We start from the raw sequence: 15,293 nt of genomic DNA, 5'->3' as shown, positions 1-15,293 counted from the left end.
GGTGCCTTTTTTGTAAAGAAGTGTTGGTTTCCGATGGCCGGATATGCAGCTCGAAGCGTGAGCGGGGCTGAGGTTTTAGTACTTGGCCGATAGGCCTCGGACCGTTGTTTTTGCACCATGGCGCCCTTAATCCGGTGCGCCCGGTCGCCGATTCGACCTGGCGTGCCCCGAGCCCGTCGCGGGGTCTTTTGCAGCGCCCCGCGTCTTCAGGAAAGCCCGTCATGAACCACCTCCCGGCCCGCCGTCGTTACGCTGCGCTGCTGTGCGCCACCCTGTGTTCCCCGGCCTTGGCCGAAGAGGCGCTGGTCCTGCCCGATCAGGTCGTCAGCGCCGATGAGGCGCCCCTCAGCCCGGGGCTGGAACTGGACAGCCTGAGCAGCACCGGTTCGCGGCTGGGCCTTGACCTGCGTTCGACCCCGGCCTCGGTCAGCGTGGTCACCCGCGAGCAGATCGAGCGCCGCGGCGCCCGCACCACTGGTGAGATGCTCGACAGCGTGCCCGGGCTCAATGCGTCGGCACCGCCAGGCATGGGCAATGCCGTGAGCTGGCGCGGCTTTGGCGGCGGCCAGGTGAGCCAGTTGTTCAACGGTATCGGCCTGCATTACGACAGCATCACCGCGAGTCCGGTGGACGGCTGGATCTACGACCGGGTCGAAGCCATTGGCGGGGCCTCGGGTTTTCTCAATGGCGCCGGGGCGGTGGGTGGCTCGCTCAATTACATCTCCAAACAGCCGCTGCGCGGCCACGACTTCAACCAGGCTCGGCTGCGCCAGGGCTCGGATCACAGCGGTGAAACCGCCCTGGGCTTCAACCACGGCCTGGGAGAAAACCACGTCGCGCGCCTGGACTTCAGCCACAGCCAGGGCCGGGGCTATGCCGACCGCGAGCGGCGCGAGGCCTTTACCAGCGCCTTCTCCCTGCTCAGCGATATCAGCGCGCAGTTCAGCCACACCCTGGCCCTGGAGTATCAGGAAGAACGGGTCGACAACCCCTACTGGGGCACGCCGGTGCTCAATGGCACTGGCCGCACGATGAAGATCGACCGCCGCGACCGCCTGCGCAATTTCAATGTCGACGACAGCCTGTACCAGCAGCGCGTGCAGTGGTTGCGCTCGCTCAGCGAATACCGCTTCGACGAGGCCACCGAGCTGCGCAACACCCTCTACCGCTACCAGGCCACGCGGCAGTTTCAGAACCTGGAAAACTACCGCTACAACGCCGACAACAGCGCGGTGATCCGTTCCGGCGCGCTGTTGCAGCGCCATGAGCAACAGGTCATCGGCAACCGTTTCGAGCTGCACCGCGAACAGCCGTTGTTCGACCTCGACAGCCGCTGGCTGCTGGGGCTGGACTACAGCCATAACGTACAGATGCGCCTGCCGCGTTCGATGCCCGGCGTGGTGGACCAGGTGGATCCGGGGGATTTCGACCCGGGCAGTTTCTGGGACATCCCCGGCATGCAGCGTGGATTCCACAAGGACCGGCGCAACCAGGTGGACACCCGGGGGCTGTTTTTCGAGCACCACCTGCAACTGACCGAGCGTCTGTCGCTGCTCACCGGCCTGCGCCATGAGCGCATCGAGTTGCAGGTCGACAACTACCGCGCGGTGAGCGCGAGCAACCCGGCCTATTTCAGCCGTGATTACGCTGCCAGTACCGGTCGCGCCGGGTTGGTCTACCAGTTGACCCCGCACGCCAACGTCTATGTGCAATACAGCACTGCCGCCGATCCGCCGGCCGGCATGCTCGCCACCGCGACCCTGGTTCAGGTCGAGGATTTCGACCTGACCCGTGGCCGGCAGCTGGAGGTGGGCGCCAAGTTCGACTTTCTTCAGGGGCGCGGCGCCGGCACCGTAGCCCTGTACCAGATCGAGCGCAAGAACCTGGCCACCGCCGACCCGCTCAATCCCGGGCAAAGCCTGGCAGTCGGCCAGCAATCGAGCCGTGGCCTGGAACTGGCCGGCTCGCTGCGTGTGACCCCGCATTGGCTGGTGGAAGGCAACCTGGCCTACACCGAGGCCTGGTACGACGATTTCAATGAGCGGGTCGATGGCGTGAGTGTGTCGCGCAAGGGGCACACACCGGGCAACACCCCGCGTCAGGTGGCCAACCTGTGGCTGACCTGGGACCTGGACCCGGCCTGGCAACTCGGTTTCGACGGCCGCCATGTGGCCCAGGTGTATGCCGATGCGGCCAACGAGCGGCGGGTCCCGGGTTACCAGGTGTTCGGGGCATTTGCCGGTTACCGCCTGAGCGCCGATACCCGCCTGACGGCACGGGTGCGCAACTTGACAGACGCAATTTATGCCGAGCGCGCCAATGGCACGCAGCTGTACCTGGGAGCCCCGCGCAGCGTTGAGCTGGCGTTGGACACGCGGTTCTGAGGCGCGAATGAAACGTTATCTGTACCTGTGGCACCGTTGGTTGGGGATTGGCCTGTGCCTGCTGCTGGCGCTGTGGTTTTTCTCCGGGGTGGTGATGCTCTATGTCGGTTACCCCAAACTCACCCCCGCCGAGCACCTGGCGCGGCTGCCGCCTTTGTCGGCTCAAGGCTGCTGCGTCGACCTGAGCGTGGCGTTGCAGGCGGCGCAGCGCGAGCATGCACCGAGCAGTATTCGCCTCAGCAGCCTGGCCGGCCGCCCGCATTACCTGCTGGGCTACCGCGCTGGTGAAAGTGTTGCGGTAGATGCCCGCAGCGGGCAGCGGGTGTACCCGACCCTGGGTTCGTTGATGGCCAGTGCCGAGCAATTCGACCCGGCGCCGGCGGTGTACCTGGGTTCGGTATGGGAAGACGCCTGGAGCCACTCCCGAGCCCTGGACTCCGAGCGACCGCTGCACCGCATCCAGTTGCAGGACCGCGACGCCAGCCTGCTGTACCTCTCCGGGCAGACCGGCGCGGTGGTGCGCGTGGCCACCGGCAACGAACGCCTGTGGAATTGGGTCGGGGCTTGGCTGCACTGGCTGTATCCGCTGCGCGGCGGGGTGCTGGATGGCGCCTGGGGTTGGGTGGTGACCAGCCTGGCGTTCGCCGCCAGCCTGATGTGCCTCTCCGGGATGCTGGTCGGCGTGCTGCGCTGGCGTTTTACCAAGCCTTATCGCAGCGGTTCGCGCACCCCCTATAAAGGCATCGCCCGTTGGCACCACCTGCTCGGCCTGGTGTTTGGCAGCCTGGCCTTGACCTGGGTCTTCAGCGGCTGGTTGTCGATGAACCCGTGGCGGGTGTTCGAGCATCCGCAAGCCTTGGCCAGCGCCGCCTATCAGGGTGGGCCCTTGATTGCTGAGGCGTTTGCCACAGACACTACCGAGGCCCTGGCGCGCTTCACGGCCGAGGGCTTTATCCCCCGGGAGATCGAGTGGCGGCGGATCGGCGGCCAGGGTTATCTACTGGCCCGCGATGGCACTGGCGCGGTGCGCCTGCTGGACGGCGACGGCCGCGTGCATCAAAGCCTGGAGCCCGAGGCCCTGGTCCGCGCCGCAGCGGCCATGTGGCCGGCCGGCACACCGCAAGTCGAAACCCTGCATGCCTACGATGCCTATTACTACGGTCGCGCCGAGCACAGCATGCTCGGCCACCTGGACAAACCCTTGCCGGCCCTGCGTTTGAGGTTCGACGACCCGGCCGCCACCTGGCTGCACCTGGACCCGCGCAGCGGTGCCTTGATCGAACAATTGGACGAGCGGCGCCGGGTCTATCGCTGGCTGTTCAACCTGCTGCACAGCTGGGATTGGCTGCCGCTGCTGGAGCGCCCGCCGCTGTGGCAAGGCATGCTGATCACCCTGAGCGTCGGCGGTTCGTTACTCAGCCTGAGTGCCACCTGGCTCGGTTGGCGCCGATTGCGGCCGCGCAAGCCTTTGGCCAGGCGCCTGGCGGCGAAGCGAAAGTAAGGGGCAGTGGGCTTGGACGAATGCTTCGCTGACCTGTGTCGACGGGGGAGCTGCATTTCCGCGTGGATAGTACGGTGCTTCATTCCGAATTGGGCGCAGTGAGTGAGGATATGCCGCGAAAGCCCCTTGAGTGCACAAACCGGGCTAAATGCTAGGTGGAAGGCTGAACCTGGGCATCTGAGATCCTCTTAATCTGGACAGTGCGCATGCCGTCAGCCTGGAGACGTCATTTTCCTATTCCTCAGCGCGATCACCGAATAAGAGCGCATCCATTGCAAATGGAACTGCCTTATAGCGTTTCCAAGCGTTGGATTTCGGGTTAGTGACTCGGTCCATACTGGCGCATTCCGGGCACCAGTGGCCCGCTCGAATGTTTGCATATTGGGCATGCCAACTATGGCCGCGGTGACACAACCAATGCAGTTTATCGATGACCCTGATGTACGAGGTCGACAAACATTGGCCTCCCCGAGCTTTGGCGCTGGCGTGTGCATCTTCAATGGAGAGCCGCTTTTTGTCATAGGCACAGATAAGGCACCATCCACCACGTAGCATTCGCCGCCCGAGGGTTTCCCATTCGTGTCCTTTGGCACAGCGAAAGCGGTAGCGCGAACCGACGCCAAGGTACGCTTCGGCCAGGCATTGCCCACCGCGCTCAGCGGCCTTTTGTCGAAGGCGTTCCAGCCCATCCTGATGGCGATACCCCTCAACCTTGCGCAGGCGGGCACATTCGGGGCACCAGGTTCGACGCTTCACTTCATGACCCTGCGCCTCCCATTCATGCCCACGAGCGCAGCGGAATCTATAGGGTTTATTCGCCTGGTAGCTCGTGTTCAGGCACACACCGCCGCGCTCGGCGGCTATCTGATGGAGTCGAGCCAGACTCTCAGCGCGTCTGCGGTCGTAGCCAGAGGCTTTGCCGCAATGGGGGCAGTCAATGCCGGATAGGGCGCGATTGCCCCGGCGGCTCCAGATATGCCCTTGTGCGCATTGGAATCTATGGGCGGCATCCCAGCCGAGCCAGCGCGTTTCAAGGCATTTCACCCCGTTCCGATCTGCCAGCGTGCGCAACTGATTCATGTGCGCTTCAACAGCACACGTTGGACATTTCGCGTTCGATACTCGAGAAAATGTCTGAAGCGTTCTTAGGAACACATGCCCTCGATCACAGCGAAAGCGATACATGGCGTTCACCCCTTTCCACTGATGGTCAAGGCAATCGAGTCCGCTACGAACGGCAGCGGCGCGCAAGCCTGGATCACGATCGAGAACTGGGTGATTCGGTTGCGCAAGGGCGTTGTCGGGTTCGCGACTCTTGGTCATGGCTGACCCGCTTTGCATGCACGAGGAACCATTTGTCCTACGCCTTTCGGTAATGCGCCGAACACGATGAGGAAACCTGGCAGCCACATGCGAGTTTGGCCGGCTCAAACACCACCGGGCGGCCGTTGTGAATGGCGGTTTCATCCCCACCGGAAACCAGGGGAAACACCCCCTTGTGCGTAGGGCATACCGCTTTGTCACCGAGCAGGCATTGGGGCTTACCGTTCACTGGGAACCCACTGGCTTCTATCATGACGCCGCCACCAGAGTGCTTGTCCCCGAGCCGAATGGCGCCTCTAGACATGAAAAGGCTCCTTCGTGGCGCAAATTATCGTCATGGACCACAAAGCGCTCCGGGTGATTTCAACAGGGTTTGCCATGGTCAGAGCCCCTTGGGCAGGACCGCAGGGTCGCGGCGACGTACAGTTTCAAGGAAGCGCTCCAGCAACTCGTCGCGCTGGCCCTGGGAAGCCAGGAACTCCGGGGTGCAGGTGATTTGCGCGTAGGGTGTCTGCATCAACGGATGGTCGATCTGTGTCGGGTTTGGCAAGCCGAGCAGATCGCGCAGACGAAGCACAGCCAGGATTTCAGTGGGATGAACGGCCAGTAGCGGTGTGGCGAACTCGAACTGTTCGGCGATGGTTTCGTGCTCGCGATAAGTGACCGCGATACGGTCTACGTGGACATCGCAGGCCGTCAGTAGCGCCGGCAGAAACCTGTTGGGATCAGGCTCTCGCCACTGTGATACCAACGGCCCCCACGCCGGGTCGCGAGGCAGGGCGTGCTTGTCCAGGTCCAGCGGCTGGCCGAGCCAATTGCTGATGATGCTCAGGCCGAAGGCCGCATAGCGCAGCGTGGTGCCGATTTCCAAATCGTGGCCATCGTGGACGCCATAGCCCCCTTCCATACCGGCAAGTATCGTCTGGTACAGAATCTTGGCAATGTCCGGGCGACCTAATGCGATGGTTCCGAACATCAGGTTGGTAAGGCCATCGAGGTCTGCAACGGCAACCCGCGTTGTTCCCTTGAGGCGCTCAATTTGAATGGTGTAAGAGATTGCCCTTCGCGTAAAACCAGAACTCATGTTCACAACGGAGTCTATTACTTGTTCTTGCTTGGCGAACAGCAGGCTTCTAGAGCACAGGAGCATTCCGAACTTATACATATCTATGGCTGCCAAGCCCGGTCTATCGATCTCACCTGAAATATATTGTTCCAGCCATTCATTTGGTGGCCACATGTCTTTTGCCCAAGCCTCGACTTTGGGCAACGTCTTTTCCAGTCTTGATTTTGGCGCTCGGTTTGCCATCGTTATAGCCCTCCAGGCAGGACCTGAGGGTCTCGTTGGCGAACGGTGTCGAGGAATTTCTCCAGCAACTCGTCGCGTTGGCCTTGGGAAGCCAGGAGCTCCGGGGTGCAGGTGATTTGCGCGTAGGGTGTCTGCATCAACGGATGGTCGATCTGTGTCGGGTTTGGCAAGCCGAGCAGATCGCGCAGACGAAGCACGGCCAGGATTTCAGTGGGATGAACGGCCAGTAGCGGTGTGGCGAACTCGAACTCTTCGGCGATGGTTTCGTGCTCGCGATAAGTGACCGCGATACGGTCTACGTGGACATCGCAGGCCGTCAGTAGCGCCGACAGAAACGTGTTGGGATCGGGCTCCCGCCACTGTGATACCAACGGCCCCCAGGCCGGGTCACGAGGCAGGGCGTGCTTATCCAGGTCCAGCGGCTGGCCGAGCCAATTGCTGATGATGCTCAGGCCGAAGGCTGCATAGCGCAGCGTGGTGCCAATGGGCAGATCGTGGCCATCACGTACGCCATAGCCGCCTTCGATACCACCGAGTGCCGCCTGGTACAGGCCCTTGGCAACGTCCGGACGACCCAATGCGATGGTTCCGAACATCAGGTCGGTAAGGCCATCGAGGTCTCCGGTGGCATACCGGGTTGTTCCCTTCAGTCTTTCTACACTTATCGCCTCTGCAATGGCTCTTCTCGCGAAGCCATTTGCCATATGATGTATGGATTCTGACAATTGCCCCTGCTTGGCGTACGACAGGCTTTGAGCACACTGGATCATTCCGTGCCGGTAAAGATCCGCAGCGGCAAGACCTGCTTCGCCTCCCCCTGACAGGTACTCATCAAACCAACTTCTCGGGGGCCACATGTCTTTTGCCCAAGCCTCGACTTTGGGCAACGTTTTATCCAGTCTGGACTTGGTTTTTTTGGTTTTCATATCACATCCTAGGCCAATCGTTGAGCTGAATACCTGATCCTTGACCAACGCCCTTACCTACCAGGGTATTGATCTTCCCTTCGCTATTGAGAAATACCTGAGCGTGAATGTATTGAATATTCCCAGAAATCTTAGCTTTTTCGATGGCATCCACTTTATCCATCGCAGATGGGTCAACTTCTAAAACCTTCTCTCGCTTCCAGTACGGTCCTGCACGTTTGGCCAAGTTCACCACGCGCTCAGTGTTTTGTTCCCCACCTTTCCCTTGGGTATTTGCATAAAAATCTGGCGTCTTGCTTTTTCCCAACGTCGCTTTGACTTCCACCACGAGCAGCGTCTCTTTTGCAAACGTCAGCGTTTTGTATTGGGACGGGTCGCGTAGCCCTTCGATATGGTGGCGTGCTTCGGCGCTGGGAATACGGATTTTCATTTTGGGCGGCGGGGGTACCTTGAGCAAAACGTCGAGTCCATGGCCGTTCTTGTTTTTCAGGCCGAAGTAGCTGATGCCTGCATTTTTCTGGTTGTAGCCCAAGATATTCTCGGGTTTCACTCCCCAGTGTTTGACCAGCCCATAGGCCAAGACTTCCTCTCCCACGTCACCCAGTACGTTTCGCAGGTTCCTCGCCTTTCGAGCGCTTGCCAGCAGATGCAACTGCAGAACCAGCCGCTCCCTAAGGCTGTTGGTGGTGACGGCGAAATCGGCTCGACCGGCATCAGCCTGAACAATCACCTGACTCTTGTTGGTGTCGAGGGAATGACGCTCTCGTACCTGTACCCGTGTTCCGCCCTGTACGCGCTCACGGGTTTGCACAACGGTTTCGAGCGCCGTGATTTGAGCATTCTTATGCTGGGTCAATCGCTTGAGTTCGGCTTCGGTGAGCAGCTTGGTGTCCAGCTTCACGGCCTTGCCGCCTATCTGGCGCATCACCCAGCGGGCGGTGCCGAAAATCGACGGTGTGAGCATCGCCAGGTTGATGCTCATAAAGACCTGCTTCCCGCGATCCTCGGCGGTCGTGGGATTAGCCAGGGCGGCGAGCGATTCGAAAAACTTCTCGCCGATGTTCAACCCTTCGCCGGTAATCATGCGGCTGGAGCCATCTACCAGGGCATCCAGTGCCAGCGCGCGGTCAACCGCAACGAAGATGTAGCGCACGCTGGCGACCGCTCCACGCGCGCCCAGAGCGACTCCACCTGCTACGGGTACGAACGCCAGCAGTGCCGTGGCGACTTCGAAAAAACCCTTGATGGCCTCCCAGATTCGGACATTCGCTTTGGCGCGCTCAAACTCCGCGGCCAACTGTTGGACCGCATGGTCAATGGAGTACAAGCCCTTGGGAGTGTTCCAGGTGAACGGCATGCTTATCCCGTTCAGGCCGTCTTCATGCACGTACTCGGTTCGGGGAATTTCCTTCCAGGTAATGGCGGTGAATGTCAGGTAGTAGAGTTTCCCGCCGGCGAACACGAAGTTGCGCTGTATCCTAAACCCCATGCCGTCATCGGTGCGCTTGCCGAAGTTGGCGAGCACGCCTGGAGAGAGTGTGTCGTCTGCGATCTCATCATCCAGGCAGATAATTTCGCAGTCCTGTACCGAAATGAATGCCGAGAGTTCCGCCAGCCAGGCCTCACCATACTTAGCCCCAAAACGCTCCAGGACTTGCAGCAATAAGGTGTCACGGAAGTTGCGCTCCTTGTCGCGGATCCAGGGGTTGTCCATAAACCACCGGTACGTCGCGGCGGTTCCCTGTGAGGGGACTCCCAGAAGCAGGTCGGCGTTGCGTGGGCCGCCATCCGGATTGAGGGAAAATATAGGACCTGGCACCGTGCACTCCACGCAGATTTTCTGCGGCTGAGGCAAGGTTCCATCCGCCGCGTCCTGTGCCAGCTTGTTGTAGCTTGCGGCTACCGCACCCTCACTCATCAGTGTTCTCCGATAACGCTCTACGGTGGGAGAGCAGGAACTCTTTCAATTCGTGTTGATAGACGTCGGGCTGGTTGGTGCTGTCGAGGGTCTGCAGGAGCCCGTTGAAAAACAGGTTGTAGGTAAATGCCGGACCATAGATCAGCGCCAACAGGAGGCTGCCGTTGAAGTTCATCAGTTGGAGCGAATTGAGGTCACGGATAGCGTCACTGGGCTTGGGCAGCGGTATGCCTTGCGCTATGTACCCGACCTCTACGTGTCCCGCGAGCTTTTCGCGCCGTATCGGGGGCAACCCATTTCCTTTGCGGAAGCCGGCTTCAAAATGCTCAAACAACGGGAGCACTTGGCGAGGCTGAAAACCGCGTGCGTGCGCCATGTGCTGGAAGGTATTCCAGATGTCCTCAGGCTTGAACCGCTCGGGATAAATGCCCAGCGACTCAACGGCGGCGTCGATCAGCCTGGGCAAAACAGCCTCTAGCGCCTGCCGCGCATCAATAACAGCACCCAGCGCTAACGTGATGCGTGCGCTCTGTTCCATGCCCGGGGTATCCAGATACTTCTCGAACCGTCCGGTGTAGAACGAGTGATGCTCCCAAGACGAGCCCAACAGCAAGCTCGTGAGGATATGGAAGCTGTACTGGCCACCGTCGCCATACCCACTCTCAATAGCTTCCCGGCCCGCCTTTTGGACGAAGGGGCCGATAAGCTCGGGTTGCGCGGGTAAGCGAGGGAGGACGGGGCCCAGCGTGTCACGGATGTACCGAATCAGTTGGCGGTCGGTCTCGAGCGTTGCTGCCCGCTCGAGTTGCTTTCGATCGATGGTGAGCAGGGCCATTACGTGCGCTCCGACAAAGCGGGTGCGTCTCTCCAAAGGAGATAACCTTCACGGCCGGGGTGGTCCCAACCGTGCTCGAAGAGCGGCTCCACCCGCTGAGACAGCGCAACATTTGGTGCATGGAGATAGAGCGCCTCTACACCCTTGTGGCCGAACAGTTTCGCCACGGTTTCGGGCGTATGGGCGATGGAGTCGAGATAGAGGCGCAGGGCCGCAGGATCGCCCAATCGCAGAAAGTAGCGGCCGGCACTGTCCTCGAACTTGGTGAACCGACGCAGACGCGCACCGATACCATCGATCCCCTCGCGGCTGAGCAGAATGCTCAGGGGGAATGCGTCAATCGTACTGCCCAGCCAATGGTCGAAGGCAGAGTCGGCATCGCTCTGAAACAGGCAGGGTGCATGTTGCTCCAGCGTGCTTTGGGGCTCCAGTTTCCACAGCAAACGATAAGGTTGGTCGTGAAACTCCAGGCGAGCACGCAGTTCAGTGTGAGCCGACATTTGTGCCAGGAAAAAGACGTTCATTTCAGGAACGGCTGGAGCGATGCCCCGGTCTGCAAGCCAACTCTGCAGGCTCATGGTCAATTCCCCTTATCCAGCGGGCACTCTTCAATCAACGGCGAGCCTTCGCGGATGGCCGCTTCTATCGCCTTGACCTGATTGGAGCCGGGCGACAGTATTTTTACATTGCCTTTGAGCAGGATATTGGGGGCATCCAGGCTGATGCCGTTGCTATCAAGGATGATCGTTCCGGCCGGGCCACGGATCAGTATGCGGTCAGTGCCCTGCAATACATGGTCACGGGTCAGCGTCCGCAGGGAAGTTTTAGCCTCGATCGATTGAATGCCTTCAATGACAATGGTCTCGTTTTCGCCGATTTTGACCTGGCGGCTGGACGCAATGTCCTCTCGTTGAGAGTTGCCGACTTTGCGGATTTCGTTGCGGTCGATGGTGCTGAAAACATCCTGGCGGATATGCTCCTTGCGGTCGCGGCCAACGCTATGCGTATCGTCCTGGCCAATGTTGGTGTTGCGGTCACGACCGATCCCGTTGGTTTGGTCATTACCTATCGCGCGGCTCTCGTCGTGATTGACGTGGATGTTCTGGTCTTTCTGTGCATGGACGTAGATTTCTTCCTGGTCCTGTTCATCCTCGAAGCGCAGTTCGTTGAAGCCTTCGCCCTTGTGGGTTTTGCTCTTGAGGGTCATCCGGGTCTTGTGCCGGGGCAGTTCGTAGGGCGGCAGTTGCAGGCGGTTAAAGGTTCGGCCGGTGATAACCGGTTGATCCGGATCCCCGTCAAAATGGTCGACAATAACCTCCTGACCGATACGCGGGATCGCCATATGGCCCCAGGTGGCGCCCGAGATATTTTGCGAAACGCGGATCCAGCAGGAGCTGTATTCGTCCTGTTTTCCTTCGCGGTCCCAGGCAAATTGCACCTTCACCCGGGCGTATTCGTCGGTAAATATCTCCTCATTTTTGGGGCCGACCACCGTGGCATTTTGCGGGCCGTCAATACGAGGTTTGGGCAGCGGTTCGGCGCGCCATTCGGCGTCGTCCGGCACCAGTTCGGCTTGGTAGCTGTAGTGAGTGCCGAGTTGCGCCTCGGCGCTTTCTTCGCCCTGGCTGGTGTGCTGTTTGCCGTGGTGAACAATGCTCACCGGACGCCAGCCACGGTTCATGTCATCGCGTGGGTGGCCGGCCAGGATGAAAGAAATACCGGGCTGCAAGCGCGGATCATCGCCCTCGACCAGGGCAATGCGCGCATCGCGCCGATGGCCGCGCAGGCGGTTCTCGGCGAAGGGTTTTCCGGCCTCGTCGAACTTGGCGCGGGCCGGGTAATCGTAGCGTTCGTATTCGCGGCCCTGGTGGTCGAGTTCGACGCCATCGCGGCTGTGCTGGTGGCTGTAGTTGGGGTGGTGAAAGGTGTAGTCGCGCTGGGTCTGGCGTGCGGTACGCACGTTTTCGCTGTAGGCAAAACGGCGTAACGCGGGTTGCGGCTGGTCGCCGCCGGGCGTGGGGTTGTATTGCACCGGTTCATCGCCCACCCGACCGTGGATAAACAGGCGATCGCTGTGGACCAGTTGATGGCCTTCGGCGCTGTGGCGGAAGGAATAAAAGAAACCTTCCTCGCGCATGATGCGTTCTACAAAGTGGTAATCAGTGTCACCGGCTTGTACGCAGTATTCTCGGGCTTGGTGTTCGGTGGTGAGGCGTTGTTCGTAGTCTTGAGTCAGACCGTGGGCCTTGAGCACCGCTTCGGTAATTTGCGGGACAGTAAGGGTTTGGAAGATGCGCCAGTCGGAGCTGAGTTTTAGTCGCGCAAGGCGAGGTTCGATCACTGCCGAATAGCGCGTACGCCTGAAGCCGCTGTCGTGCTGGACGAAGGAAGAGACAGCCCCATGCACGTAGCGTACGGGACGCTCGCCGTGCCAAAGAGTCAGCAGCGCCGAGCGATCAAGCACCTGCCCAAAGTCGATGGCCGGGTTGTCGCTGGTCAGTTCAACCGCAAGGAGGAAGGTCTCGGACAGCGCTTCGTGCAAGGTGAACTCGACTACGTCGAAAGACTCCTTGCCTGCGCTGAAGGTAAAGCGCAGGTCGGACTGGATGGGCATGGCGAGTTTCCAGTTGTGACAGGCCGTATAGGTCTGTCCTTGGCATCAAGTTGAACGCGCCAAGTTATAAGAGGCCTCCAAGGCTGGTATATAAGGGTTGTCTGATTAATGCGTGGGAACATTCTTGTTCTTGATAGAAGGCTACGTGCGTTGTTTATTTGCGCCCTATGACTTGGAGCAATCGGGTCCGACGCTCCGACAAACACTCAATCTCCCTCGCCATAGTATCTACGCGCCTGAGGGACTAGAACGTCTGCCCCAGGTTCAGGTACAGCGCCTTCTGCTCGTCGTCGTTGACGCCGTAGCTGAAATTCAAAGGCCCCAGGGGGGTATCGAAGCCGAGGAAAATACTCGCCGCATTGATGTAGCCGCTGTCGAATTGATTGTCATTGTTCCAGGCCCGGCCTCGTTCCAGGGAGCCCCCGATGTACAGCGGGAAGTCCAGCGGCAGGTAGGCCCGAGGCGTCAGGCGGCGGTAATAGACGGCCCGCGCCAGGCTGATGTTCTGTCCGGAAAGGGCGTCCTGGCGAAAGCCTGAAAGCTGGCGCGCGCCGCCCAGCACAAAGCTCGACGACACCACGTCGGCCTGGTCCAGGGTCCGGCCATAGCGGCCGCCGAGGATGAAGGTGTTGGGGCCGCTGCTGAGTGCCTTGTCCAGTTTGAATTCCCATTGCCGGTAGCGTTTGTCCGAGCCCAGGTTGGGTTCGAACTGGCGCAGCGAGAGGCCGATGTCTTCGCCGCTGTGGGGGAAGTAGACGTTGTCCAGGGAGTCGAAAGAGTACTTGAGCTGGTAGTAGCCCTCGCTGAAGTTTTCGCTGGGCAGGTCCTGCTCGCCGATGCGCACCTTGGCCTTGCCCCAGGCCTCGCCGACACCGAAGCGGATCTCGCCGCTGTTGCCGATCTGCCGCCCCAGGTTGAGGCCGAAGCCGTAGCGTTCCAGGCGGTATTCGGCGATCGGGTCGTTGTCCAGCACCGACTCGATGTTCTGTGATTCGGCGGCGATGTACGGGGCGACGAAGTAGCGCGAACCCACGTCCAGCGGTTGGTAGAACTCGCTGTACAGCTCTTGTTGATCGCCGAACTGCAAGCGCGTCAGCCATTCCGCCCCGAGGCTGTTGATGCCGTTGACCCGGTAGCTGGCGCCGATATTGAAGGCGCTGTCGCCGCGCAGGTCATCGGACAGGTTCAGCCCCAGGCGCAGGTAATCGGTGCCGTTGCGTTTGCCGCGAGCAGTGATCACCAGGGTGTTGTCCGCGTCCTTGTGCACCACCCGGTAATGCACCTGCTCGAAGTAGTCCAGGCCGTACAGGGTGCCCATGTCGGTTTGCAGGCGGCCCAGGTCCAGGGGCTCGCCGATGTGCTGGCGAATGTAATAGCGGATCACGTCATCGCTGACCTTGGAGTCGTTCTCGACCTTGATCGCGCTGATGATCGGTGTGCGCTGGCTCGGCGCCCGGGCCGCGGTCAGTTCGGCATCCACGGTCGTGGTCGGGCGCAGGCGGGCCAGGCGCGCATCGAGGATGCGGGTGGCGCGGTAGCCGGCATCGATCATGTCCTGGGCGCGGCCGAAATCGGTCACGCCATAGCTCGACAGGGGCGGCTGGATCAGGATGTCGTCCGGGTGCAGGGCGGCCAGCTGTTCTTCGGAGTTGCGCCGGGTCATCAGGGTGATCGACTGGGTCAGCACGTCGACCACGGTGGTCAATTGCTTGCGCGAGCGCAGCGGCGAGCCGATGTCGACCACGATGGCGATGTCGACCCCCATGTCCCGGGCCACGTCCAGCGGGATGTTGTCGGTCATGCCGCCGTCTACCAGCAGGCGGCCGTCGATCTCCACCGGAGCGAACACCGCCGGGATCGACATGCTGGCGCGAATCACCTGGGGCAGGTGGCCTTTGCTGAACACCACTTTCTCGCCACTGGCGATATCGGTGGCCACCGCGCGAAACGGAATCGGCAGTTTGTCGAAGTCGCGGGTGTCGCTGACGTGGGCGAACTTGCTCTCCAGCAGCAAGGCCAGGTTCTGGCCCTGAATCACCCCCAGGGGCAGGCCGAGGCTGCCGTCGTCACGGAAGCTGAGCTTCTGCTTGACCAGGAAGTCGCGGTCATCCTGCTTGCGGCGAAAGGGCACGTCCTCGCGCGGCGGGGCATCGGACAGGGCTTGCTGCCAGTCGATGCCCAGGGCGAGTTTTTCCAGCTCGTCGATCTTGTAGCCCGAGGCGTACAGCCCGCCGATCACCGCCCCCATGCTGGTGCCGGCAATCGCGTCGATGCGGATGCCTTGCTCCTCCAATGCCTTGAGCACGCCGATATGGGCCAGGCCCCGGGCGGCGCCCCCCGACAGCACCAGGCCGATGGTGGGACGGGGGATTTCTGCGGCCTGGGCCATCAATGGCAACAGGCACAGCAACAGGCAGGACAACAGGCGGCGCATCACGGCTCTCGGGGCGGCGGAAAAAGGCGGCTATTATAGCGGCCGAAAC

10 protein-coding genes are annotated in these 15,293 nt (G+C 60.8%); 2 read left to right on the top strand and 8 right to left on the bottom strand.

What is annotated here, in order from left to right:
• The first annotated feature begins 221 nt into the window (after nucleotides 1-221).
• Nucleotides 222-2,384, top strand: coding sequence for a TonB-dependent receptor (locus ACOZJV_RS12750; RefSeq protein ID WP_421547757.1), 2,163 nt, complete (start codon nucleotides 222-224; stop codon nucleotides 2,382-2,384).
• A 7-nt stretch (nucleotides 2,385-2,391) separates the two neighbouring features.
• Nucleotides 2,392-3,885, top strand: coding sequence for a PepSY domain-containing protein (locus tag ACOZJV_RS12745; RefSeq protein ID WP_421547756.1), 1,494 nt, complete (start codon nucleotides 2,392-2,394; stop codon nucleotides 3,883-3,885).
• A gap of 1,360 nt (nucleotides 3,886-5,245) precedes the next feature.
• Here ACOZJV_RS12745 and ACOZJV_RS12740 read toward each other — a convergent pair.
• The 8 genes from ACOZJV_RS12740 to ACOZJV_RS12705 all read right to left on the bottom strand — a co-directional run bounded on the left by ACOZJV_RS12740 (nucleotide 5,246) and on the right by ACOZJV_RS12705 (nucleotide 15,244).
• On the bottom strand, nucleotides 5,246-5,512 hold the full coding sequence (locus ACOZJV_RS12740) for a PAAR domain-containing protein (protein WP_078473934.1): 267 nt from the start codon (nucleotides 5,510-5,512) through the stop codon (nucleotides 5,246-5,248).
• 78 nt (nucleotides 5,513-5,590) lie between these two features.
• Nucleotides 5,591-6,478 (bottom strand): hypothetical protein, encoded by an 888-nt coding sequence (locus ACOZJV_RS12735; protein ID WP_421547755.1) that lies wholly within the window; start codon nucleotides 6,476-6,478, stop codon nucleotides 5,591-5,593.
• A gap of 41 nt (nucleotides 6,479-6,519) precedes the next feature.
• Nucleotides 6,520-7,443 carry a hypothetical protein gene (locus ACOZJV_RS12730; RefSeq protein ID WP_421547754.1) on the bottom strand — a complete coding sequence of 308 codons (924 nt, stop codon included), beginning with the start codon at nucleotides 7,441-7,443 and terminating at the stop codon, nucleotides 6,520-6,522.
• Nucleotide 7,444: 1 nt separating this feature from the next.
• Nucleotides 7,445-9,361, bottom strand: coding sequence for a hypothetical protein (locus tag ACOZJV_RS12725; protein WP_421547753.1), 1,917 nt, complete (start codon nucleotides 9,359-9,361; stop codon nucleotides 7,445-7,447).
• Nucleotides 9,354-10,196 (bottom strand): hypothetical protein, encoded by an 843-nt coding sequence (locus ACOZJV_RS12720; protein ID WP_078470945.1) that lies wholly within the window; start codon nucleotides 10,194-10,196, stop codon nucleotides 9,354-9,356. Before ACOZJV_RS12720 ends, ACOZJV_RS12725 begins: the two co-directional genes overlap by 8 nt.
• Nucleotides 10,196-10,774, bottom strand: coding sequence for a DUF4123 domain-containing protein (locus tag ACOZJV_RS12715; protein ID WP_421547752.1), 579 nt, complete (start codon nucleotides 10,772-10,774; stop codon nucleotides 10,196-10,198). Before ACOZJV_RS12715 ends, ACOZJV_RS12720 begins: the two co-directional genes overlap by 1 nt.
• Before the next feature lie 2 nt (nucleotides 10,775-10,776).
• Nucleotides 10,777-12,810, bottom strand: a complete 2,034-nt coding sequence (locus ACOZJV_RS12710; RefSeq protein WP_078470947.1) for a type VI secretion system Vgr family protein — start codon at nucleotides 12,808-12,810, stop codon at nucleotides 10,777-10,779.
• Between the two features lie 244 nt (nucleotides 12,811-13,054).
• Nucleotides 13,055-15,244 (bottom strand): patatin-like phospholipase family protein, encoded by a 2,190-nt coding sequence (locus ACOZJV_RS12705; RefSeq protein ID WP_421547751.1) that lies wholly within the window; start codon nucleotides 15,242-15,244, stop codon nucleotides 13,055-13,057.
• Nucleotides 15,245-15,293: the final 49 nt, after the last annotated feature.

Source organism: Pseudomonas sp. QD4, assembly GCF_049199125.1.
Lineage (GTDB): Bacteria > Pseudomonadota > Gammaproteobacteria > Pseudomonadales > Pseudomonadaceae > Aquipseudomonas.
The sequence above is the reverse complement of the archived record's forward strand: the minus strand, read 5'-3'. Positions and strand labels throughout refer to the sequence as shown.

Excerpts from the sequence above, each read along its gene's own strand:
- ACOZJV_RS12750 (WP_421547757.1), top strand. The coding sequence starts at position 222 with ATGAACCACCTCCCGGCCCGCCGTCGTTACGCTGCGCTGCTGTGCGCC.
- ACOZJV_RS12745 (WP_421547756.1), top strand. The coding sequence starts at position 2,392 with ATGAAACGTTATCTGTACCTGTGGCACCGTTGGTTGGGGATTGGCCTG.
- ACOZJV_RS12740 (WP_078473934.1), bottom strand. The coding sequence starts at position 5,512 with ATGTCTAGAGGCGCCATTCGGCTCGGGGACAAGCACTCTGGTGGCGGC.
- ACOZJV_RS12730 (WP_421547754.1), bottom strand. The coding sequence starts at position 7,443 with ATGAAAACCAAAAAAACCAAGTCCAGACTGGATAAAACGTTGCCCAAA.
- ACOZJV_RS12725 (WP_421547753.1), bottom strand. The coding sequence starts at position 9,361 with ATGAGTGAGGGTGCGGTAGCCGCAAGCTACAACAAGCTGGCACAGGAC.
- ACOZJV_RS12720 (WP_078470945.1), bottom strand. The coding sequence starts at position 10,196 with ATGGCCCTGCTCACCATCGATCGAAAGCAACTCGAGCGGGCAGCAACG.
- ACOZJV_RS12715 (WP_421547752.1), bottom strand. The coding sequence starts at position 10,774 with ATGAGCCTGCAGAGTTGGCTTGCAGACCGGGGCATCGCTCCAGCCGTT.
- ACOZJV_RS12710 (WP_078470947.1), bottom strand. The coding sequence starts at position 12,810 with ATGCCCATCCAGTCCGACCTGCGCTTTACCTTCAGCGCAGGCAAGGAG.
- ACOZJV_RS12705 (WP_421547751.1), bottom strand. The coding sequence starts at position 15,244 with ATGCGCCGCCTGTTGTCCTGCCTGTTGCTGTGCCTGTTGCCATTGATG.